The sequence below is a fragment of the Nitrospira sp. Nam80 genome (assembly GCF_965152575.1).
The window spans coordinates 4,689,607-4,710,802 of record NZ_OZ224216.1; the positions used below are offsets into that span (position 1 = coordinate 4,689,607).

The window sequence follows — 21,196 nt, forward strand, 5'->3', positions numbered from 1 at the left end:
TCCTTACCGGCCGGGAAGGCCCCGTAAAAAGTCCACGATCTCGTCCATGGGAGTCCCCGGACGGAAAAGCGCCCGCACGCCCGCCGCCTTGAGACGCGGCACATCATCATCGGGGATAATTCCTCCGCCGAACACGACGATGTCATCCGCCCCCTGCTCTTTCAGCAACTGAATGACGCGGGGGAATAACGAGTTATGGGCGCCGGAATGCAAACTGAGTCCAATCGCCTGCACGTCTTCCTGGATGGCCGTTGCGACGACTTGTTCCGGTGTTTGATGCAGCCCCGTGTAAATGACTTCCATCCCGGCGTCACGTAAGGCGCGGGTGACCAGCTTCACCCCTCGATCATGGCCATCCAATCCGACCTTTCCCACCAAGACCCGCATCGGTGCCGTGGCGACGGTCATAGTTTCACCTTCTCAAGGAAATATTTCCCTTCCATATCTTTCCTGACATGGCCGGCCTGGACCAACGGATCGTGCTCAAAGATCAGCAGCCAATTCTCCTCGAAGGCCCGGTCTAGAACCCATCGTTTGGTTTCGAGCGTCTGAATGGGATAGAGGTCGTATCCCATGATGTAGGGCAGGGGCAGATGCGAGACGGTCGGGATGAGATCGCCGAGGAAGAACGCCGTCTTACCCTCCGATTCGATCTTCACGCTCTGATGAAACCTGGTATGGCCGGCCGTGACGACGGCCGTAATGCCCGGCAGCAGTTCCGTGTCGCCGCTCAAGAACTCCCATTGGTTCACATGCGCGATCGGCGTGAAATTATCCCGGCGATAACTGGCTCTGGTCCGCTCATTGGCCCGAGCCGCATCATCGTATTCGCCGCGCTGAACATGATAGACCGCTTTGGGAAAGGCCGAGGACAGTTGGTCATCCTCGTATTTGACCGTGTTGCCTCCGGCATGGTCGAAATGCAGGTGCGTGTTAATCACGAGATGGATATCGTCCCGGCTCAGCCCCTGATGTTTGAGAGAGTCCCCTAAAGACGGCGTCCGCTCGACCGCGAACATCGAGTCAAACTTGGCGTCTTCCTTGTCCCCCAATCCCGTATCGACCAGGATATGTTTTCCGTGCGCCCGGATGAGCAGGCAAGTCAGACTCAACGGAATCCGGTTCTGATCGTCAGCCGGACAGCATCGCTGCCAGAGCGCCTTCGGCACCACGCCGAACATCGCGCCCCCGTCCAACCGAAACCGGCCGTCCGAAACCGGCACAATATCAAACGCTCCAAGCTTCATAGATTATCCCTACATCCTTCATGGGATGGCACAGGACTACAAGCGACTTCGCCGACAGAGCGGACCACGTTGAAGCTCCTCATACAATCACCGGCTCCCGATACGTCCCAAACACTTCCTTCAGCGCCGCGCAAATCTCGCCGAGCGTCGCCTTCGCTTTGACCGCTTCGATCAGATACGGCATCACATTCTCGCTGCAGGAGGCCGCCTCCTGCAGTTCTTCCAATGACCCGGCCATCTTGAAGGGATCGCGGGACTTTCGAAGATCAGACAGGCGCGCGATCTGGTCCTGTTCCACTTCCGGCCCGATCTTCAAAATCGGAATGGAACAGGATTGAGGCTCCACCTGCTCGGTCACGCCGACGATGCTGCGCTCATGCCGTTCCAGTTCCCGTTGGTACCGCTGCGAGGCATCCAGAATTTCCCGTTGCGGAAATCCCCGTTCGATTGCCGGCACCATACCGCCCATCTCGTCCAGTCTACGGAAATAGTCGCGTGCCCCTTCCTCCAATCGATTGGTCAACGATTCGACGAGATAGGAGCCGCCCAACGGATCCACGCTGTTCGCCGCTTCGCTTTCCGCGGCGATAATCTGCTGAGTTCTCAGCGCGAGCTTGACCGCCTCTTCGGTGGGCAACGCGAGGGTTTCATCCATCGAATTCGTATGCAGGGATTGAGTCCCGCCGAGGATTGCGGCTAGCGCCTGGAGCGCGGTCCGAACCACGTTGTTCAGCGGTTGCTGAGCGGTCAAGGAACAGCCGGCCGTCTGGGCGTGGCAGCGGAGCTGGAGCGAGCGGGGATTCTTTGGATGATACCGTCGCTCCATTTCTCTTGCCCATAAGCGCCTGGCCGCTCGAAACTTCGCAATCTCTTCAAAGAAATCGTTGTGGACATTGAAAAAGAACGATAGTTGCGGCGCAAATGTATCCACGTCGAGCCCCGACTTGACGGCCGCCTCGACGTAAGTAAGGCCGTCGTAGAGTGTAAGCGCCAACTCCTGGACGGCCGTGGACCCGGCCTCCCTGATGTGGTAGCCGCTGATGCTGATCGGATGCCACTTCGGCACATGGGTCGCGCAGTAGGCAATGGAATCGACAATGAGCCTGATGTGAGGAGAAGGCGGAAACAGCCATTCCTTCTGGGCGATGTATTCTTTGAGAATATCATTCTGCAGCGTACCTCCGAGCCGGTCGAGCGCAATGCCTCGCTTTGCCGCCGTCACCAGGTACATCGCAAAGATCACTGCTGCCGGCCCGTTGATCGTCATCGACGTCGTGACTTGATCCAACGGAATACCGTCGAACAGCCGTTCCATGTCGGCCAGCGAAGAAATCGCCACGCCGCAGTAGCCCACTTCTCCGTGCGCTCTCGGATCGTCGGAATCCAGGCCCATGAGAGTCGGCAGATCGAACGCGACGCTTAATCCTGTCTGTCCGTGTTTCAAGAGATATTTGAAACGCCGGTTGGTATCGTCCGCGGAGCCGAATCCGGCGAACTGGCGCATGGTCCAGAGCCGGCTTCGATACATGGAGGGATATATGCCGCGCGTGTAGGGAAAGGAGCCTGGTTCGCCGAGATCGTGCCCGGCGTTCCAGTCCTTCAGATGATCCGCCGTATAGAACCGCTCAATATCAATACCGGACAGAGAGATGAATCGGGATTTCCGCTCCTGCATGCCATCCTCCGTCACCGGCCGGCGAGACAATTAGGTCACATTGCCACCGGCTGTTCATTATAGAGATAGAAACCTCGCCCGCTTTTCTTGCCGAGCCGGCCTGCATCCACGTATTTCTGCAGCAAGGGGCAAGGACGGAACTTGGGGTCACCGAGATCTTGGTGCAGGACCTCGCAGATCGCGAGCACAGTGTCGAGACCGATACGATCGGCCAAGGCCAAGGGACCGACCGGCTGATTCGTCCCTTCAACCATCGCGAGATCGATCGCCTCGGCGGAGGCCACCCCTTCGTCCAACGCAAAAACCGCTTCGTTGATCATGGGCATGAGCACGCGGTTTACAATGAACCCCGGGACATCCTTGGAGACCACCGCTGTTTTACCGAGGCGGCGAACCAAGGCGAGGGCCAGTTGCATCGTCCCCTCCGACGTTTCGACCGCGCGCACGACCTCGACGAGCCTCATAAGCGGCACAGGATTCATAAAATGAATGCCGACGACACGGTCGGCTCGTCCGGACGCCATACCGAGCGTCGCAATCGACACCGACGACGTATTGCTGGCAAGCACGGTAGACGGCTCGCAGATCTTTCCCAGCTGCGCAAACAGTCCGCGTTTCATCACGCGATCTTCGGGGATGGCTTCAATCACCATTTGGGCGTCATGCAACTGCTCGATCCGGCTGGTCGGTTGGATGAAATCCATCACGGCTCCGGATTGATCCCTTCTGAGCGCCCCCTTCTCAATTGCCTTCATGATTCCCTGGCGGATCTTGGTGATCGCTCCATCGAGCGCCTGATCCGTCACGTCCACCAACCTGACGTGCCAGCCGGCCGTGGCCAAGACTTGGGCGATTCCGCGCCCCATCTGGCCGGCCCCCACCACTCCGATCGTCTTAATTTCATCAATCGTCATCGCCGGATCATTCGCCCTCTTACTGGATTGGCGCTTTCACGGGAATGACCATAGATGATCTGGCCGCAGCATTCCCCTGTTACTGGATTCCCGCTGTCGCGGGAATGACGATAACTCATCGCACCCGGTTCTGAGGAGCATAGTGACTCTAACTCAGAACCCTCTATTCCCCCCAATTCCATTCCTCATTTCTTATTCCTCATTCCCCCCGCTCCACCACCACGGCAAGGGCCTCTCCGCCTCCGATGCAGAGACTGGCAAGGCCCCGCCTGGCGTCCCGCGCTTCCATAGCATGGAGCAAGGTCGTAAGGATTCGAGCGCCTGTCGCGCCGATCGGATGGCCCAATGCCACGGCGCCCCCATTGACATTGACCTTGTTGACATCCAAGCCCAACTCGCGATTGATCACGAGCGAGACGGCCGAGAAGGCTTCGTTGATTTCGAACAGATCAATGTCTTCCAGAGAGAGCCCTGTGTGCTTCAACACACGCCGGATCGCCTCAACCGGGGCGATGGTGAACCATTCCGGCGCCACGGCGGCGCCGGCGTACCCGAGAATCCGGGCCATCGGCTTCAGGTCCATCCTGCCGGCTTCCTCCTCCGCCATGATGATGAGCGCCGCCGCCCCGTCATTGCACGAGGGAGAGTTTCCGACGGTCAGAATCCCATTGTCTTGAAAGGCCGGCTTGAGTTGTCGCATTTTGGTCAATTCCACTCGGTTCGGCTCCTCATCGTCCACCACGAGAAGGGGCTGACCTTTTCGCTGCGGCACGTCAACCGACACGATCTCGGGCTTGAACGCGCCGGTGGCGATCGCATGGCGCGCGCGCCTATAGCTCTCCAGCGCGAAGTCATCCACTTCCCCTCTGGACAACCGGTACTTGGCGGCGCAGAGTTCTCCGGCATCACCCATATGGAAATTGTTGTACACATCCCAGAGCCCGTCCTTGATCAGGCTGTCTGTCACTTCGCCATGACCCAACCGGTATCCCTGACGGGCCTTCTCCAAGAGGTAGGGCGCCCTCGTCATATTCTCCATTCCGCCGGCCACGACCACACGTGCCTCTCCGAGCCTGATCGCTCGGTCTGCCATGATCACGGTTTGGAGGCTGGAGCCGCAGACCTTGTTTACGGTCACGGCTCCGACGGAATGGGGCATCCCGGCCCCAATCGCCGCTTGCCGCGCCGGGGCCTGGCCGAGCCCCGCACTCAACACGCATCCCATCAGCACTTCATCGACGCGATCACCGGGCATCTGCGCGCGCTTCAAGGCTTCCGCAATGGCGAGGCTGCCCAGTTTGGTGGCGGGAACGGCGCTGAACAATCCGTTGAAACTGCCCATCGGGGTTCGGACCGCGCTGACGATCACAGCTCGTGGTCTGGTGGTCACAAGAATTTCTCCCATTCGCTCTGTTCGAGATAGCCCTTCACCTTGGACATGAATCGATCCGCCGTGGCGCCGTCGATTACCCGATGGTCAAATGACAGACTCAAATAACTCATGGAGCGGATGGCGAGGGCGTCGCTGATCACGACCGCCCGCTTCTGAACAGCGCCCACGCCGAGGATGGCGGTTTGCGGTTGGTTGATAATCGGAGTGCTGAAGAGGCTTCCGAATCCACCATGGTTGGTGATCGTAAAGCTCCCGTCCTGGACTTCTTCGGGAGTCAATTTTTTGGTTCTGGCCCGCTCAGCCAGGTCGGCGACTTCACGCGCCAGCTGCCCCAGGCCTTTCCGATCCGCATGCCTGATGACCGGCACCAGCAGCCCCTCGTCGAGCGAAACCGCAATGCCGATATGAATATCTTTTTTGACCGCGATTCCTTGATCGCGCCAGGAGGAGTTTATGATCGGGACATCTTTGAAGGCCCGAGCCACCGCCTGAAGGACGAAGGGCAGGTACGTCAAGGAACGGCCTTCTCGAAATTTGGCGATCACAGAGAAGTCTGCTTCGAAGAACGTCGCGACATGGGCGGCGGTACGGCGGCTCGAGACCATCCGTTCCGCGATGGTCTTTCGCATGAGCGTGAGCGGCACGATTTCTTCGTGAGGCGCCTCACTCCGGTTTTCTTCCCGCCCTGCGGGCGATTGATGTTTCGCGACGGCATCGAGCACATCTTTCTTCGTGACGCGGCCTCCTTCACCGGTTCCGGCGACGGTGGAAAGATCGAGCTCATGCTCTTTCGCCAGCTGCTTGACCGCCGGCGAATAGTGCTGTCCGCTTTCCCCTGCGGTTCCCATCGGCCGGACCACCACGCCGCCCACGCGATTGATGACGCCGGTTGCCGGCTGACCGTCGAGCCGCGCCAGTAATGCGCCGACCGGCACGGTTTCTCCCTCGCCTACCAGAATGTCGGTCAATATTCCCGTCGCCGGACTGGGGATTTCTAATGCCACCTTGTCGGTCTCCACCTCGAGAAGCGGCTGGTCTCGTTCCACGGAGCCACCTCGGACCACCAGCCACTTTACCACCGTCCCTTCGGCGATACTTTCTCCGAGTTGTGGCATTATGATGTCCGTCGCCATCGAAGCTCCCTTAGCAGCATATTGAAAAAGCCCCTATCTCACCCGCCCGCCCTCGTGCGCCGAGGCGCACGTTTCACCAGGTCTCACCCGCCCGCCCTCGTGCACTGAGGCGCACGTTTCACCAGGCCTTGTTCCCACCGGACGGCCTTTTTCAACATTCTGTGGTTGACCGCCGCCTCGCGTCTCAAGACCGCTATTATCAGTACGCCGCGAGCTTTCTCGCCGCCGCGAGCACATCGCCCGCGTTCGGGAGAAAGTACTCCTCGAGCGGGGTGCTGAACGGCACCGGCGTATCCGGGGCCGCGATCCGCATGATCGGACCGTCAAGGTGATCAAAGCAGTCTTCGCTCAGTCGAGCGGCGATCTCCGCCCCCACCCCGCCCGTCTTATTGTCTTCATGCAGCACAATTGCCTTGCTGGTTTTTCTGACTGACTCGTAGATCGCTTCCTTATCGAACGGCATCAGCGACCGCAGGTCCACCACTTCCAACTCGATCCCTTCTTTCGCCAGCGTTTCCGCCGCCTCGAGCGCCACATGGACCATGGCCCCATACGTGATGACCGAAATGTCATCTCCGGTCCGCTTCACATCAGCTTTGCCGATGGGTACGATGATTTCCCCCTCCGGCAACACCGCTTTGATTCGCCGGTACAGGAATTTGTGCTCGAAATAAATGACCGGATTGGGATCTCTGATCGCCGCCGTCAACAGGCCTTTAGCATCATAGGGCGTGGAGGGAGCCACGATCTTGAGGCCAGGCGAATGAAAGAACCACCCTTCCGGGCATTCCGAGTGAAACGGTCCGCCATGCACCCCTCCGCCAAACGGCGCCCTGATCACGAGAGGAACGGCAGCGCCCCAGCGATAATGATTTTTGGCCGCGACTTCGGTGATCTGATCAAAGGCACAGGAAATAAAGTCCGCGAATTGCATCTCGACGACCGGCCGCAGTCCCATCATGGCGGCTCCGATGGCCGCTCCCACGATGCCGGACTCGGAGAGGGGGGTGTCCAGCACGCGCCATTCGCCGAATTTGTCGAGAAATCCTTCGGTGATTTTAAAAGCCCCTCCATAGATACCGATGTCTTCGCCCATCAAAAACACGCGCTCGTCGCGGCTCATTTCCTCGTCCAGCGCCTGCGAGATGGCTTCCAGGTAGGTCGTTTCCTTGGCAACGGTCGCGTTGGTCATGGCCTTGCCTCCTCCTCCAGAGCGAAGACACCCTCTAGAACCTCTTTTCCCTCGGGCAATGGGCTCTGCTCCGCAAACTCCGTTCCTGCGTCAATTTCCTTTTTGATCCGATCACCAACGTCGGCGAAGTAGGAGTCGTCACCATAATTTAGATGTCTCAGAAGCGCTTCGACCTTGATGATCGGATCCTTGGCCTTCCATTCCTCCAGCAACTCCCGGGGGACATATTTGGCGGCGTCGTGCTCGGAATGGCCGTGCATGCGCATGGTCTTGAATTCGAGAAATGTCGGCCCTTCACCCGCTCTCGCTTTGCCTATGGCACGTTTGGATGCCAGATACACGGCCGCCACATCATTGCCGTCGACGATTTCTCCGGGCATGCCGTAGGCCTTCGCTCGTTCGACGACATCTTTGATCGCCATTTGATAGCGCAAGGGCGTCGAGTAGGCGTATTGGTTGTTGGTGCAGAAAAAGACGACCGGAAGTTTGCGCACCGCTGCGAAGTTCATCGCTTCATGAAAATCGCCGCGGCTGGTGCCGCCGTCGCCCGTTCCGGCTAAGGCCACGCGAGACTCACCACGGATCTTGAATGCCAGGGCGGCGCCGGCCGCCACCGGCATGTTATCGGCCAGATGGCTCACGAATCCCAGCATGCCCCGCTTCAAATCTCCCATGTGCACATTGCCGTCCTTGCCTCTGGTGGGGCCGGTCCGTTTGCCGAGGTATTGGGCGATTACCTCGCCTGGAGTAAATCCACGAATCAGGAACGCGCCCATATCGCGGTGAAACGGAGCGACGACGTCATCCCGTTCCAGCGCGGAGGCATAGCCGACGGCGATGGCCTCCATGCCGTGACTGGTATAGACCCCGCCGACGATGCGGCCCTGCCGGTATAGGGCAGTGATGCGTTCTTCCAATGATCTGGTGAGACGAAGATAGTAGTACATCTGGAGGAGGTCGCCCCGTTTGATCTCGTTTGCGACAACGGCCAGGTCCATACGAGCCTCCTCTCTAGCTTGGCGAGATAAGAATGGTTTACAGTTCGGGCAGATCCTTCCACATCAACAAGGGCCGATGATCTTGACACAAGGAACAGTCGGCCGGTTCCCATTGCGGCATGGCGAGATTGGCGCACCAATAGAACGGATGCGCCGCGGTCAACTCGTCCATCAATGGAAATTGGCCGCTGTCTCGTCTGGCAAAGACCATCATCCCTGCAAGCCGGCCGCCATGATCCGTCACGATCTTGCCGAGTTTGCTGACACACATGCCTCTGGTGGTGACGTCGTTCAATGCAAGAAACCGTTCGCCCGGTCTGATCACCCCGGCCGGGACGTCCGTTCCAATTTTCCCCGTTTCGTCATTGAAAGGCGCCAAGACGACCTTCAACGGCATGCGATCAGCCAGAAGTTCGCCGACTCGATCAGCCAGCAATCGGGCGCCCGATGACGGCGCGACGATCCCATCCGGCGGCGCGCCGGCAAACGTGCGCCCGAGCCATTCTGCCATGTCGCGGGCGATGAGCGTGATCAGCTGTGGAAATCGCGCGATCGATTCAAAACGAAGATGGGTCGCCGTGTGATGCCCCGACACGACCTCCACATGGGTGTCGAAATAGACTGCGCGCGCGGTTCTCAACAACCGATGGATATCCCACCACGACAGGGCGCACGTGGACGCGCCCTGTATCAGCGTTTCCAATTTTCCATCGATATCCGGTCCCTCGTAGAACCTGGACTGTCGGTCCACGAGTTCGTGGAGCCCCGCTGTCGGCGTCGTCTTCGCTATAACCGGCATGGCGCGATATCCCTCCCTATGCGGGTTTCTGGACGATGACGGTTCGTAAGATTCCGATCGGCTGGATTTCCAGTTCGACGATGTCGCCCGGCTTGAGATAGCGATCCAGTTCCAGTCCGCAGCCGCCGCCCACAGTACCTGATCCGAAGAGGTCTCCCGGATAGATCGCCTCGCCCCGCGACACATGGGCAATCATTTGATTGAACGACCAATGGATGCTGCCGAATCGACCCTCCGACCATATCTCTCCATTCACCCGGGCAATCATATGCAACGAGGCCGGGTCGGCAATCTCATCCGGTGTCACGATGCAAGGTCCGATGGCCGTCGCAAAGTCCTTTCCTTTTGCCGGACCAAGGCGGCAGGCCATCTCTTGAAATTGAATATCCCGGGCGCTGAAGTCATTCAAGATCGTATAGCCCGCGATATAGTCCGCCGCGTCTTGTTCGGCGATATCGATGCCTTGACGGCCGATCACGCAAGCTAGTTCCAATTCATAGTCTAATTTCGCCGTGTTGAGAGGCCAAGACAAATCCTGATCGGGACCGATGATCGTCCGATGATTTCCCTTGTAATAAACCGGAGCTTTGTACCATTCCGGCGGGATCGGCTGGCCACGCCGTTTGGACGTCGCCGCAATGTGGTCCTCGAACGCGATGAAATCCCGCAGCGACGGAGGATTCGGAAGCGGGGCTGCCACATGGACATGAGCCAGTTCATATAGGATCGTTTCGCCCTCCGGCCCCATCACGGAGGTGCCGCCATGCCCGACGTATTCAAAAGCACGGCGGGCGGCCTTCATTGCGGAGGAGCCGCCTTCGAGAAATTCCAGCATCGATGCCGGTACCTGCGCGTCGGCAAGGCGTCGCGGCTGAGCTTCTTTCTCGGCCGCCAAACAAGCGGCATAGGCCATATTCAGGTCCACGACCCGCGCGTGATGCAAGGCGCCGGTTCTGGTAAACACTCCTATCGGCGTCTTGACCTGGAAGCTGATGAGCTTCACGGCTTCCTCCAACTCATGGCATAGTCCTTCACTTCCACCGTTTCCAAGTCCCGCATGACTGTGAATGGCCGGCGCGACTCGATCATCACCGCCACTTCGTCAGTTTTCTCTTTCCTTATGCTGGCCCCCACCGCCTGGGGTTGCGGACCGTGATGAATCCCTTGTGGATGGAGTGTCAGCATGCCCGGCTCAATCCCGGCCCGGCTGAAAAAATCTCCCGAGTGGTAAAACAACACCTCGTCATAGTCCATGTTCCGGTGGTAGAACGGGACCCGCAGCGCCCGCGGATCGGTTTCGAGCGGCCTCGGGGCAAAGGTCGAAACCAGAAGCCCACCGCTTTGAAACGTGACATGCACGCTTGGCGGTAAGTGATAGCGCGGGCTCGTGACCGGACGAAAGTCACGAACGTGGAGCTTAGCGACCCAGAGGTCGCCTTTCCACCCTGCAACGTCCATCGGATAAAAGGGATAATACACGCGCGTGTACTCGCCGTCCCGTTTGATCCTGACTTCCCACTCGCGCTTGCTGCCCGCATCTTTGGGAGGACCGGCCAGTTCCGGGCTGATCAACACACCAGGGTCGAACAAGGCATGGCGGCCCAGGGGTCCTCGGTCGGGCAGCACCATAGGTACCGGCGTCTCTACGATCACAAACAAGCTCGCACCGGCCGAAGAGTCAACATGGACGCGATAGGTCGTCCCTTTCGGGACGACGAGATAGTCGCCGGGCTCATACGTCAAGATACCGTAATCCGTTTCCCATGTTCCCCGCCCGCTATGCACGAAGATGGTTTCGTCGCCGTCGGCATTGCGCGCAAAATGCGGCATGGTCTCTGTTCGCCTCGAAATAAAGACGCGCCCATCGCTGCTTTCCAGAACGGCCGACGGGTTGCCGTCCGCCGCCCGCTGATCGAGGGTGGTCAACGCGGCGCACTGAAATGCCCGCGGACGCAACGGCCCTTCAATTCTGCTCCAGCCGGTCGGGGGATGGGTCCGATAGAGATGGGAGGAGGGACCGCTGAATCCTTCGCGGCCATGCTCTTCTTCGTGAAGGCCCTCGGGGATACCGACATGGGCCTGGGCGGGAGCCGCCCCTTTTTTCTGCAAATACATCGATGGCCTCCTAAGGCACGTCGGGTGCGTTCGATGCCTTATGACGCCATCCGGTACGGCTTATGCGGGTCTTCATCATAGGGAAGCGGCAATGTCTCATAATCGACAATGGTCCGTTCCACACTTTCGATTTGATCGCGCTCGATATCCTTGTAGAGAGATTCCACCGTCGTCCGTACGAATGTTTTGGACTGTTCATGGCCCTGCTGGCGCTGGGTCAACTCAAAAAACATCCCGCATCCCGGAAACAGCGGATAGGTAAACCGCTGCTTGAGCGGGCCGAACCCGTCCCGTCCGTCTTTCACGTCTCCGCAGAATCGTACTCCGTGGGATTCCCATTCACGGCAGACGGCCTCGATATCATCTACTTCCATCGCAATGTGTTGGACGCCCTCTCCGTATTTATCGATGAATTCGCAAATCTGCGATTTTAGTTCTTTGTTTCGACCTTGCATGAGCGCGATCTTGGCGTTGCCGCGCTGCACCACGACTGTGTCCATACTGGACTTGTCGGTCCCGACATCCTGGGCCGACCAGATGACTTCGAAGCCGAGAATCTTCGTAAATAAGAACTCCGCCGCATCCAGATTCTTCACGCACAAGGTGATGTGATCAATTCCCATCGGCTGTTTCATGATTATCCCTCCCGCAGCATCGCATCAATCCGGTCGGCTTGGGGCTTCTATTCCGAGAGAAGGCGTTCACTGAATCGGATCATACAACATAATAGTTGCATCATTCAATATAAAAACTGTATCATCCTTACAAATGGCGACGAAGCTTCAGGGACGGCGGTGCTTGATGGTCTTTAACACGGCCGCTTCCTCGACAACATTCTCACACTCCCCTTCGTGATAGTAATTTGATATGGCTTTTTTCGTGATGTCTTCGCCGATGATCCGGACCAACCCGATGATGTCATGCTGTAACGGAGGTGCGCCATGTCGTTCTATGAACAGGTACGGGACCAAGTGCTTCGGCATGGGGCGATCAACAATGTCTATTTGACTCGTTTTCGCAACGCCGACATTGCCGATCACGAGTTTCGCGAGTTTGCAATCGAGTTTCACAGTTTCGCTCGCTTTTTCCCCCGAATTCTCGCCGCTCAACTGGTCAATACCGAAGATGAAGCCGTGGCCGAGGAACTCACCAAGGTCCTGTACTCCGAACTCGGTGATGGTCGTGTCAAGAATCGTCATGAATTGTTATATCGGGATTTTCTTCGTTCCATCGGCATCGATATTCACGAGGCGATGACCAAGCCGATGCTGCCGTCCACAAGGGCGTACATCGAAGGGATGGAACGGCTCTACAGCAGCACGAACCATGCGACCGCGCTCGGCGCGTCCTTCGGGCTCGAAAATATGGCCATCACGATGTGGGATCACTTGATTCCGGGCCTGAGCCGCCTTCGGGCTTCGCGTTATCCGGCGATGGATATGACTTACTTCACATTTCATCGTGAACTGGAACAGACGCATGAGGACGCGATGAGAAGTGCCGTGCAGGCGGTCGATGGAGCCGGAGGGTTGGCCCAGCTCTCTTTGCAGGAACGGCAAGACTTTCGGCACGGCATGCTCGCTGTCCTTGATTATCTGGAAGCATTTTGGATGGGGCTTGAACATCGACCGGCGATGCAGCTCCATGGGGAAACGCCCGCCTCCTATATGGAAGCGAATCGGGGAGACACCGGCAGGGCGAGACTGCTCTGAGATTCGTTCTGTAAGGCTCGCTGCGCCGCGAACAGAAGAGTCTTTGCAGACTTCCCCCCAGGAGACGCAACGATGTTCGAGACCGCCCGGTTCATGGCTGAAGTGAAAGATCGGTACAGCCTCAAGAGCGACTATGCTTTGGCCGCCAAGCTGGGGATTGCTCAACCGGAGGCCAATTTGATTCGCCGCGGTCTGAAGGTCCCCAAGCCGGAACTCTGCATCAAAATCGCGACCCTGTTGGAAAAGAATCCCGTCGAACTCTTGTTGATCGCCCAGAAAGACAAGGCTCCTGCCAGGGCGAAGGAATATTGGAAGCTGGCCTTGACGGCAGTGGATGTCATGCTGCACGTGCCGAAGCGGCCTCACTATCTGCCCAAAAAGGTAGAGGCGATCGGCCGGGAATTGCGGCAACTCGAATCACAGACTCTGACCTATGAAGGGGCCGCGGCGAATGCGGAAGCGGTTCGGCTGATGGAAACAGCCGAGCGGTCGGTCGATGCCATGATGGAACGGTGGAATATTTGGAAGAAAGGGGAAGCGCTCTATCCCAATTACTTACTCGCGAACCAAGCCGCCGCGCGCAAACACGTCAAGATTCGACGTCTTCTTATTCTAACCCACGAACAAATGCTTAGCGAGTCATTGATTGCCGACGCGATACAGATCATGGACGACCAGCGGCGGTCTGGGATCAAAATCTTCTATGCCTTTCGGGAAGAATTGGTCCATTCGCCCATGTTCCAGCGGCTGGAAGAGGGGTTCCGCAAATACGGCGCCGCTCAAGACATGAACACCGCCATGTTCGACCGTGAAATTCTGATCTTCTCGCAAACCTATGGAACGGTGCCGCTCGGCGTCGTCGGCACTCCGACCCCCATTACGATGATCAACAGACTTCAAATTTCGTGGAAACCGGACATGATTCGTGAGTTGGATCCCGCCCCGCTGTTTGATATGACTCGTTATGTCTTCGAATATGAAGGAGCGGATTTATTCCGGGAGCAGCTCGCGCGATTCAAGAGGGCCATCCGTGAAGTTCCCATCCGAGCCGTTTAAGATCAAAGTTGTCGAACCGATCCGGCGGACCAGCCGTGAGGAACGTGAACGATTGCTCCGCGAAGCCGGATACAATCTGTTTCGCGTGCCGGCTGAGGGCGTCTACGTCGATCTGCTGACGGACAGCGGCACCTCGGCCATGAGCGACGCCCAATGGGCGGGGCTCATGCTGGGCGATGAATCCTATGCGGGCAGCAAGAACTACTACCATTTCACATCGGTCGTGCAGTCCATCTTCGGGTATCGGCATATCATTCCGACGCACCAAGGACGCGTGGCCGAGAATCTTTTGTTCTCGACCGTCCTCAAGCCGGGCATGCACGTCCCCAACAACATCCATTTCGATACGACACGGGCCAACGTCGAGCACCAGCAGGCCGAAGCCCTCGACCTCGTCATTAAGGAGGCCTACGATCCGCACTGCGAGCTGCCCTTCAAGGGCAATATGGATCTGATCAGGCTGGAAGAGACGATCAACCGGCTGGGACGCCAGTCGATTCCCTTCGCGATGATCACGATTACGAACAACAGCGGGGGAGGACAGCCGGTCTCGATGGAGAACATCAGAAAGACCAGGGAACTGTTGACTCGATATGGCATCCCGTTGATCTTCGACGCCTGCCGTTTTGCTGAGAACTGTTTTTTCATCAAAGAACGAGAGCCGGGCTATGAGAGAGCAGCCGTGCTCGATATCGCCAGGGAACTGTTCAGCTACGGCGACGGTTGCACCATGTCGGCCAAGAAAGACGGGCTCGCCAACATCGGCGGCTTTCTCGGCTTGAACAATGAGCGATGGGCGCAGGACATCACCAACATGCTGATCCTGGTTGAGGGCTTTCCGACCTATGGAGGATTGGCGGGCCGCGATCTCGAAGCAATGGCCCGGGGACTGGAGGAGGTACTCGACGAAGATTATTTACGATTCCGCATCAGCCAAGTCCGTTATTTGGGAGAACTGCTCGACGGGGCGGGCGTGCCGATCCTCAAACCGGTCGGCGGCCATGCCGTGTACCTGAATGCCAAGGAATTTCTTCCCGGCATGCCGGCGGATCAGTACCCGGCCCAAGCCTTGACCGTCGCTCTCTATCGAGAATATGGGATCCGCGGCGTTGAGATCGGAACCGTCATGTTCGGCAAGCGCGATCCCGCGACCGGACGAACCATATATCCCGAACTTGAATTGGTCCGCCTGGCGATTCCTCGCCGCGTCTACACGAACATGCAAATCACCTATGTCGCCGAGTCGATCAGCGACCTGTATAGAAGGCGCGATTCCATCACCGGGCTTGCTATGACATATGAAGCCCCGGTGCTCAGGCACTTTACGGCCCGGTTTCAAGAGGTTCCCCCGCCATAGCCTTTTAGGGACATTGGGCAGCCATTTTCTTGCATCTTTCTCTATCCCGACCCGAAGTCCTCCCAGGCGAGTATCCATGAAAGCCACATGTGTTGCGTTTTTACCACAGAACTAATTGTCTTCAGTTTCATTTTTAGCTTGTAATTCAATAGGTTGATGCAATACCACACCGTGGCATTTCTATTGCTTAATGAACCTCTCGCATCGTCAATTGGGAGGCCACGTGCGACAACAACAGACCATTGGATCCACCGTTTCCTGTTCCGGTGTAGGCTTGCATTCAGGTCAGCCGGTCACGCTCACTCTCCGCCCTGCTTCATGCAATACCGGCATTACGTTTGTGCAGAAGAACGGAGAGAAAGAAGCTGTCCTCCCTGCTTCGGTTACCAACCGGGTTTCCACGGAACTGTGCACGGCCATCAGTTCCAACGGCCACCAAGTGAAGACAATTGAGCACATCCTTGCCGCCTTGGCAGGACTTGAAGTGGACAATGTCCTCATTGAAGTGAACGCGGGCGAAGTACCGGTCATGGACGGGAGCGCCGGTCCCTTTGTAAAGCTGATTCGGAGCGCCGGAATTGTGCCTCAGACCAGACGGCAATCCTATGTGAAGATCACGCAACCGATCGAAGTCATCGATGGTTCGCGCCGTGTCAGAATCGAACCCAGTTCCACGCCGAAAATTTCCTATTCGATTCAGTACGACCATCCTTTGATCAAGACGCAAACCTACACACATGTGTGTTCCGCCGCCTCGTTTGAGAATGATATCGCCTCAGCCCGTACATTCGGCTTTCTCCATGAGGTTCAGGCGCTGTGGTCTCGGGGCTTAGGCAAGGGCGGCTCGTTGGAGAATACCGTCGTCTTGTCGGGGCAGGGCGTCGTCAACCAGTCCGGCTTGCGGTTCTCGAATGAATTCGTCCGTCACAAGATCTTGGACCTGATCGGCGACGTCGCTCTTCTTGGATTTCCCTTTATCGGGCACATCCACGCCGAGCGGTCAGGACACGCGCTCCATACGAAACTTGTCGAGCAGATTCTTCTCCAACCTGATAAATGGGTGCTGCTCAGCCCAGAGCGTCCTAGCTCCGCTTCCGAGGCGCGGCCTTCATTGAGCTTGCTGCGTCCGGTACCTTCTCTCGCGGTCTAACCGATCCTTCATATTCCCCCCTGCGCGACCAGGCCATGCAATCGCATGGGCGCGCCACATGGCGCGGTCTCGCAAAAAGAAAGCGCCGGAGGTAAGTGGCCTTACCTCCGGCGTCTTCAGCCAGGCGGGACTTACTTCTTTTTCTTTTTCGCTGCCTTCTTTGTCGCCAAGACTCTCACCTCCCTTCTGAAGCGTTGAATTGACTCGTCGACTTACACTGCGTGAGTGAGCTCCTCCGCCATCAGCTCAAAAGTATTGGGGCCGACTTTGCGAAACCGTTTGTCGCGCTTGAGTGACGTGGCGACGGACGTCAGCGGAGTTTTCCCTTTGATTTGCAATCCACCCTCCAATAACCGCTGCAACAATTCTTTGGCGTGCATCGGCCGATTGGCCTCTCGAAGAATTTGAAAGGCCGCTTCGGGCACGCTTTTGCCCACATACTTGCTTCGCCCGAGAAGGATTTCTTTCGATTGGTCGGTGACGTCCGTGACCGGCAATGGCCGGACGCCTTTCTCGTCGGTGATGATTTGACTGGAGAGGCTGGCAAGTTTTGCTTTATCGGCTTCAACTCTGTAGAGCGTTTCAGCAAGCTCTAGATATTTCTTGATTGTGGCGATTTCGTCATCCAGACGGCGACGTTTTTTCTCTAGCTCTTGGTATCGGGTCTTGTATGCGCTGATCCGCTGTTCGAGACCTACGAGAATATCCGTTAACTCTTCCACCAAGCACCGCCTCAAAGCATGCTTGCTTATTAGCAAAGCTTCATATCAATGTCAAGTTTTGTTTTTGTATACCGATCTTTGGCAACTGCACGCTTTATCGGTTTGCATGTACCGATTATACAAGCCTTGAATGAAATTACAAGCATTCATATTTTCAGTGGCTTACGGCGTCTATAAGATCGGTTTGCTTACAGACCGCCGAAGCCGTGCTACAATGACTCCGTGCCGACTTCACTCTGGCAGGATCTTCCTCATTCTGAACGAAAGGACCTGCTGCAGTTTGCCGTTGCGTCCGCCAAAGACGCCGCCAGCATACTGCTGCGCCAGGCTCGCGACGGATTTCTCATAGAATACAAGGCAGCCGTGAATCTGGTCACCGACGCGGACCGAGCCGCCGAAGACGCGATTGTCTCGGCCATCCGCCGTTCCTTCCCGACCCATCGACTGCTGGCCGAGGAGCGGGGCGCTATCGACCTGGGTGAATCACCCTATCAGTGGATCATCGACCCATTAGACGGCACGACGAACTTTGCCCATGGGTTTCCCTTCTATGCGGTCTCCATTGGTCTCGAATATGCGGGACAGTGCGTGTTGGGAACCGTGCTGGACCCGGTCCGAAACGAACTGTTCACGGCGGAACGGGGCGCAGGAGCGTTTTTGAACGGACAGAGGATTCGGGTCTCAGGTGTCGAGAACTTGGATCAGTCGTTACTGGTCACCGGGTTCGCCTACGATATTCGGGACAATCCCAACAATAATCTGGATCATTTTGCGCGGTTGTCATTGCGCGCACAGGGCGTCCGTCGGACCGGATCCGCCGCCTTGGATTTGTGCTATGTCGCCACGGGGCGGTTCGATGGATTCTGGGAAGTGACGCTCAAGCCGTGGGATATGGCCGCCGGCTTGGTGATACTGGAGGAAGCAGGGGGCGTGGTCACATCTTTTCAGAAGCACATCTTTTCCATTTACGGGCAAGAGCTCGTCGCGACCAACGGTCTCATTCATGACGAGCTGCTCTTTTTCCTCACTCAATAAGCCGCTTCCGCCGCCGATTCACAGGCAAGCCGATATGTACAGCCAGAGCGGGATTGAGATATGATCCTGTTCGTTTGAAACCCCTTTTCATTTAGAAGGAGTAGATTGGATATGGCGAGTCAGGTGCCTCCCGACAAACCGCCCGCTCAAACCACCAACCGCCAGGAAGTCTTCGATGTCGAGCTTCTCCATGTCAACGTCACGCGAAAGGGCAAAGGAGTCAGCGCGGAATGGGCGATACATCCTCAGATCAAGCAAGATCTGGTGCCCGATGAATGGACAGAAATCTCGCAGCTCATGGCAAAAGTGACCGACATTGTCGGACGCCGTTTTTCACAGATCCTCACCGATGTCGAGCCTGACCCGCCGGGCAATGCCTGACGGCATCGGATGCGGAATCGTGACCGACCGAAGCCACAGCTTGTCTCATTCACAGTCATTGTGAGGACACCCACATGGACACCTATTATCATCCGAAGGATCTCAGCAAGTTCGAGGATATGGGAAAGGGAAACAAGGAGTTATGGGACAAGTTCATGAATTATTACAGTGCCGTGTTCGCGGAGGGCGCGCTGACGGAACGCGAAAAGGCCCTGATTGCCCTGGCCGTCTCACATACTGTCCAATGCCCTTACTGCATCGACGCCTATACGACCGCCTGCCTGGAAAAGGGATCCAATGTTGAAGAAATGACCGAGGCGGTCCATGTGGCCTGTGCCATCAGAGGCGGCGCCTCATTGGTGCATGGAGTGCAGATGCGGAATGTGGCCGAAAAACTCTCGATGTAGGAACGGCGCGGCGAGCGCAACTCAGGCAATCAGTAATACTGATGTTCGGGAATCGCGAGGGTAAAGTATTTGCCGCGCTCTTCGTAGAGAACGCGTTTGAAGGTCAGTCTCGCCAAGGCGGTATCGACCGCTGAATCAGATTCATCGATAGCCGGCGCTTGTGCTCGGACGGCCTGCCGGATCTGATCCACCGACTTGGGCGCCTCATTGCAGAAGTCGATAATGTACGAGGCAGGCCAATTAAACCGCTCTCGAGTGGGAGCGGCAGGATTGCGTCCGTCATACACCGTGACGTACGTCATCGCCTTCGAGAAGTAGAGGAACGGCTTTTCCGCCGAGGCATACCGGCGCTGCCATTCCGCCACCACGCCCACCAATTCTTGGTACAGGTGCGGATCGACGTTCCAATCATCCAGCTCGTACTCGAAGTCGTACGCGATTTTTTTCAGCTCCACCTGGCGAGGATCATAGACGTATTCATAGGCCAGGCCCGGCCCCGTGATCCTGACGCCGTACTCCTGCGGCCGCGTGAAATACGGGCTGAACCGCTCGAGCCAGAACTTTCCCGTCGCTTCGGGAGGTTGGAGATGGAACAGGGACGGAAGCAAGTCGATCTGACGCCGGTAGTCTTCGTTGGTTTCTCCTGGAAATCCTAGGAGAATGTTCCATGACACGACGACACGATAATAAAAACTCCATTTGAGGCAGACAATATTCTGCAGGGGGGTGACCCCCTTATCCATCGCCCGAAGCTGGGTCTGGCTGAGACTTTCGAGCCCCGGCTGCATGCACTTGACTCCGCCGACCGCCAGCGTCCGAATCTGCTGCTTATTGAGATTGCTCTTCGTCTCGATAAACACATCGAGGTCGCACCGTTCTTGACCCAACTTTCCGAACAGTTGTTCGATGTACTTCATATCGATGATGTTGTCGACCAATCGAAACCGGGACGTATCGTAGCGGCTGGACAGCCATGCCATTTCCGTGGCAACTTGCTCGGGGGACTTGGCCCGGAATTTCATGCTTTGGGCGTTGAGTCCGCAAAACGTACAGTGATGTTTTTCCCCCCACCAGCACCCGCGCGATCCCTCGTACAACAGGATGCGGTCCAAACCTAACTGCGAATCGGCGCCAAGCTCCGCCAGCAGCCGATAATAATCGTCGTAATCGGGAGGTCCTGTGCGAACGAACTCGGTAAACAGGGTCGGATTCGCCTCGAATTCGATCCGGCCTTCCCGGCGATATGCGACCCCTTTCGGAAAGGGGCCGTTGCGTCCCTCGACAATATGGGCGACCAGAGCCGGAAAAGTTTCTTCCCCCTCGCCCACAACGACGTGGTCGATGAATGGAAAGGCCCGGAAATATTCCAGTCCCATTTCGCCGTCGAAGTTGGCCCCGCCGAAGACGATCCGCACATCCGGGTAGAGATCCTTGATAAGTTTCGCCAAGGTTAAACTAGCGACGTTTTGATCGAAGGTCGAGGTAAACCCCACGATCTTGTATCGGCCCCAATCGATCGCGGTCATCGCCCAGGTCAAAAATTGCGGCGCGATGCGATGCGCCAAATCCTCGAAGTAGGAGGCGGGTTGGCCGGTCTGCCTCGTCAGATCTTCAAAGACCGGTTTGAAAGTCCTCGGATAGTCGGCATGTTTGGGGTTATCCCGGAAGAGCAACGAGGAAAACAGCCATTCCCCGAACAGGGCCCGTTTTTCGCAAATCAGCTCATACAGCGGGATGCCGATTCGATGCGCAAACCGCACATTCAAGTGATGGCAGTCCACGCCGAACCCCCGCGATTTCAGCAGCGCCGACAATGTGCCGAGCTGGATCGACGGATACTTCGAATAGCTGAACGGCATGTTGACGAGCGCAACCGGTATGTTCTGGTTCATTACGGCTCCGATAGATCA

21 protein-coding genes are annotated in these 21,196 nt (G+C 57.1%); 7 read left to right on the forward strand and 14 right to left on the reverse strand.

Annotated elements, in window-relative coordinates; translation table 11 throughout:
- Positions 1 to 3 precede the first annotated feature (3 nt).
- The 12 genes from ACWGXE_RS22000 to ACWGXE_RS22055 form a co-directional block, all read right to left on the reverse strand.
- Positions 4 to 408 carry a cobalamin B12-binding domain-containing protein gene (locus ACWGXE_RS22000; protein WP_447600276.1) on the reverse strand — a complete coding sequence of 135 codons (405 nt, stop codon included), beginning with the start codon at positions 406 to 408 and terminating at the stop codon, positions 4 to 6.
- Complete coding sequence (locus ACWGXE_RS22005; protein WP_447600277.1) at positions 405 to 1,247, reverse strand: MBL fold metallo-hydrolase; 843 nt, start codon at positions 1,245 to 1,247, stop codon at positions 405 to 407. The genes ACWGXE_RS22000 and ACWGXE_RS22005 overlap by 4 nt, the downstream gene beginning before the upstream one ends.
- Positions 1,248 to 1,326: 79 nt before the next feature.
- Entirely contained in the window at positions 1,327 to 2,922 is a 1,596-nt protein-coding gene (locus ACWGXE_RS22010) for an acyl-CoA mutase large subunit family protein (protein ID WP_447600278.1), read from the reverse strand.
- Positions 2,923 to 2,957: 35 nt separating this feature from the next.
- Positions 2,958 to 3,836 carry a 3-hydroxyacyl-CoA dehydrogenase family protein gene (locus ACWGXE_RS22015; RefSeq protein WP_447600279.1) on the reverse strand — a complete coding sequence of 293 codons (879 nt, stop codon included), beginning with the start codon at positions 3,834 to 3,836 and terminating at the stop codon, positions 2,958 to 2,960.
- A gap of 199 nt (positions 3,837 to 4,035) precedes the next feature.
- Positions 4,036 to 5,226, reverse strand: a complete 1,191-nt coding sequence (locus ACWGXE_RS22020; protein WP_447600280.1) for a thiolase family protein — start codon at positions 5,224 to 5,226, stop codon at positions 4,036 to 4,038.
- Positions 5,223 to 6,344 carry a dihydrolipoamide acetyltransferase family protein gene (locus ACWGXE_RS22025; protein WP_447600281.1) on the reverse strand — a complete coding sequence of 374 codons (1,122 nt, stop codon included), beginning with the start codon at positions 6,342 to 6,344 and terminating at the stop codon, positions 5,223 to 5,225. The genes ACWGXE_RS22020 and ACWGXE_RS22025 overlap by 4 nt, the downstream gene beginning before the upstream one ends.
- A gap of 217 nt (positions 6,345 to 6,561) precedes the next feature.
- Positions 6,562 to 7,554 carry an alpha-ketoacid dehydrogenase subunit beta gene (locus tag ACWGXE_RS22030; RefSeq protein WP_447600282.1) on the reverse strand — a complete coding sequence of 331 codons (993 nt, stop codon included), beginning with the start codon at positions 7,552 to 7,554 and terminating at the stop codon, positions 6,562 to 6,564.
- Positions 7,551 to 8,552, reverse strand: coding sequence for a thiamine pyrophosphate-dependent dehydrogenase E1 component subunit alpha (locus ACWGXE_RS22035; RefSeq protein ID WP_447600283.1), 1,002 nt, complete (start codon positions 8,550 to 8,552; stop codon positions 7,551 to 7,553). Before ACWGXE_RS22035 ends, ACWGXE_RS22030 begins: the two co-directional genes overlap by 4 nt.
- Before the next feature lie 37 nt (positions 8,553 to 8,589).
- Complete coding sequence (locus ACWGXE_RS22040) at positions 8,590 to 9,351, reverse strand: hypothetical protein (protein WP_447600284.1); 762 nt, start codon at positions 9,349 to 9,351, stop codon at positions 8,590 to 8,592.
- Between the two features lie 16 nt (positions 9,352 to 9,367).
- Entirely contained in the window at positions 9,368 to 10,354 is a 987-nt protein-coding gene (locus ACWGXE_RS22045; protein WP_447600285.1) for a fumarylacetoacetate hydrolase family protein, read from the reverse strand.
- Complete coding sequence (locus ACWGXE_RS22050; protein WP_447600286.1) at positions 10,351 to 11,466, reverse strand: homogentisate 1,2-dioxygenase; 1,116 nt, start codon at positions 11,464 to 11,466, stop codon at positions 10,351 to 10,353. Before ACWGXE_RS22050 ends, ACWGXE_RS22045 begins: the two co-directional genes overlap by 4 nt.
- Before the next feature lie 38 nt (positions 11,467 to 11,504).
- On the reverse strand, positions 11,505 to 12,101 hold the full coding sequence (locus tag ACWGXE_RS22055; protein WP_447600287.1) for a VOC family protein: 597 nt from the start codon (positions 12,099 to 12,101) through the stop codon (positions 11,505 to 11,507).
- A 306-nt stretch (positions 12,102 to 12,407) separates the two neighbouring features.
- Between ACWGXE_RS22055 and ACWGXE_RS22060 the strand changes: the two genes are divergently transcribed.
- From ACWGXE_RS22060 to lpxC, 4 genes are all read left to right on the forward strand, one after another.
- Entirely contained in the window at positions 12,408 to 13,178 is a 771-nt protein-coding gene (locus ACWGXE_RS22060; RefSeq protein ID WP_447600288.1) for a TenA family transcriptional regulator, read from the forward strand.
- Positions 13,179 to 13,250: 72 nt separating this feature from the next.
- Entirely contained in the window at positions 13,251 to 14,234 is a 984-nt protein-coding gene (locus ACWGXE_RS22065) for a hypothetical protein (RefSeq protein ID WP_447600289.1), read from the forward strand.
- Positions 14,209 to 15,591 carry a tryptophanase gene (locus ACWGXE_RS22070; RefSeq protein ID WP_447600290.1) on the forward strand — a complete coding sequence of 461 codons (1,383 nt, stop codon included), beginning with the start codon at positions 14,209 to 14,211 and terminating at the stop codon, positions 15,589 to 15,591. Before ACWGXE_RS22065 ends, ACWGXE_RS22070 begins: the two co-directional genes overlap by 26 nt.
- A 223-nt stretch (positions 15,592 to 15,814) precedes the next feature.
- The gene (lpxC, locus tag ACWGXE_RS22075) at positions 15,815 to 16,741 is read left to right on the forward strand and encodes a UDP-3-O-acyl-N-acetylglucosamine deacetylase (RefSeq protein ID WP_447600291.1); all 927 of its coding nucleotides are present in this window, start codon (positions 15,815 to 15,817) and stop codon (positions 16,739 to 16,741) included.
- Between the two features lie 212 nt (positions 16,742 to 16,953).
- Here the strand turns inward: lpxC and ACWGXE_RS22080 are convergent, their stop codons facing one another.
- Positions 16,954 to 17,463, reverse strand: a complete 510-nt coding sequence (locus ACWGXE_RS22080) for a winged helix-turn-helix domain-containing protein (RefSeq protein WP_447600292.1) — start codon at positions 17,461 to 17,463, stop codon at positions 16,954 to 16,956.
- 222 nt (positions 17,464 to 17,685) lie between these two features.
- On the opposite strand from ACWGXE_RS22080, the gene ACWGXE_RS22085 reads away from it, so the two are divergent.
- From ACWGXE_RS22085 to ACWGXE_RS22095, 3 genes are all read left to right on the forward strand, one after another.
- Positions 17,686 to 18,498: an inositol monophosphatase family protein gene (locus ACWGXE_RS22085; protein WP_447600293.1), complete on the forward strand. Its 813-nt coding sequence runs from the start codon at positions 17,686 to 17,688 to the stop codon at positions 18,496 to 18,498.
- Positions 18,499 to 18,609: 111 nt separating this feature from the next.
- A complete protein-coding gene (locus ACWGXE_RS22090) occupies positions 18,610 to 18,879 on the forward strand; it encodes a hypothetical protein (RefSeq protein ID WP_447600294.1) in 270 nt (89 codons plus the stop codon).
- Between the two features lie 74 nt (positions 18,880 to 18,953).
- Positions 18,954 to 19,286 carry an arsenosugar biosynthesis-associated peroxidase-like protein gene (locus ACWGXE_RS22095; protein ID WP_447600295.1) on the forward strand — a complete coding sequence of 111 codons (333 nt, stop codon included), beginning with the start codon at positions 18,954 to 18,956 and terminating at the stop codon, positions 19,284 to 19,286.
- A 29-nt stretch (positions 19,287 to 19,315) separates the two neighbouring features.
- Here the strand turns inward: ACWGXE_RS22095 and ACWGXE_RS22100 are convergent, their stop codons facing one another.
- The gene (locus ACWGXE_RS22100; protein WP_447600296.1) at positions 19,316 to 21,178 is read right to left on the reverse strand and encodes a RiPP maturation radical SAM C-methyltransferase; all 1,863 of its coding nucleotides are present in this window, start codon (positions 21,176 to 21,178) and stop codon (positions 19,316 to 19,318) included.
- Between the last annotated feature and the right edge of the window lie 18 nt (positions 21,179 to 21,196).

Excerpts from the sequence above, each read along its gene's own strand:
- ACWGXE_RS22065 (WP_447600289.1), top strand. The coding sequence starts at position 13,251 with ATGTTCGAGACCGCCCGGTTCATGGCTGAAGTGAAAGATCGGTACAGC.
- ACWGXE_RS22015 (WP_447600279.1), bottom strand. The coding sequence starts at position 3,836 with ATGACGATTGATGAAATTAAGACGATCGGAGTGGTGGGGGCCGGCCAG.
- ACWGXE_RS22005 (WP_447600277.1), bottom strand. The coding sequence starts at position 1,247 with ATGAAGCTTGGAGCGTTTGATATTGTGCCGGTTTCGGACGGCCGGTTT.
- ACWGXE_RS22000 (WP_447600276.1), bottom strand. The coding sequence starts at position 408 with ATGACCGTCGCCACGGCACCGATGCGGGTCTTGGTGGGAAAGGTCGGA.
- ACWGXE_RS22055 (WP_447600287.1), bottom strand. The coding sequence starts at position 12,101 with ATGAAACAGCCGATGGGAATTGATCACATCACCTTGTGCGTGAAGAAT.
- ACWGXE_RS22025 (WP_447600281.1), bottom strand. The coding sequence starts at position 6,344 with ATGCCACAACTCGGAGAAAGTATCGCCGAAGGGACGGTGGTAAAGTGG.
- ACWGXE_RS22095 (WP_447600295.1), top strand. The coding sequence starts at position 18,954 with ATGGACACCTATTATCATCCGAAGGATCTCAGCAAGTTCGAGGATATG.
- ACWGXE_RS22035 (WP_447600283.1), bottom strand. The coding sequence starts at position 8,552 with ATGGACCTGGCCGTTGTCGCAAACGAGATCAAACGGGGCGACCTCCTC.
- ACWGXE_RS22040 (WP_447600284.1), bottom strand. The coding sequence starts at position 9,351 with ATGCCGGTTATAGCGAAGACGACGCCGACAGCGGGGCTCCACGAACTC.
- ACWGXE_RS22010 (WP_447600278.1), bottom strand. The coding sequence starts at position 2,922 with ATGCAGGAGCGGAAATCCCGATTCATCTCTCTGTCCGGTATTGATATT.
- ACWGXE_RS22050 (WP_447600286.1), bottom strand. The coding sequence starts at position 11,466 with ATGTATTTGCAGAAAAAAGGGGCGGCTCCCGCCCAGGCCCATGTCGGT.
- ACWGXE_RS22030 (WP_447600282.1), bottom strand. The coding sequence starts at position 7,554 with ATGACCAACGCGACCGTTGCCAAGGAAACGACCTACCTGGAAGCCATC.
- ACWGXE_RS22100 (WP_447600296.1), bottom strand. The coding sequence starts at position 21,178 with ATGAACCAGAACATACCGGTTGCGCTCGTCAACATGCCGTTCAGCTAT.
- ACWGXE_RS22090 (WP_447600294.1), top strand. The coding sequence starts at position 18,610 with ATGGCGAGTCAGGTGCCTCCCGACAAACCGCCCGCTCAAACCACCAAC.
- ACWGXE_RS22060 (WP_447600288.1), top strand. The coding sequence starts at position 12,408 with ATGTCGTTCTATGAACAGGTACGGGACCAAGTGCTTCGGCATGGGGCG.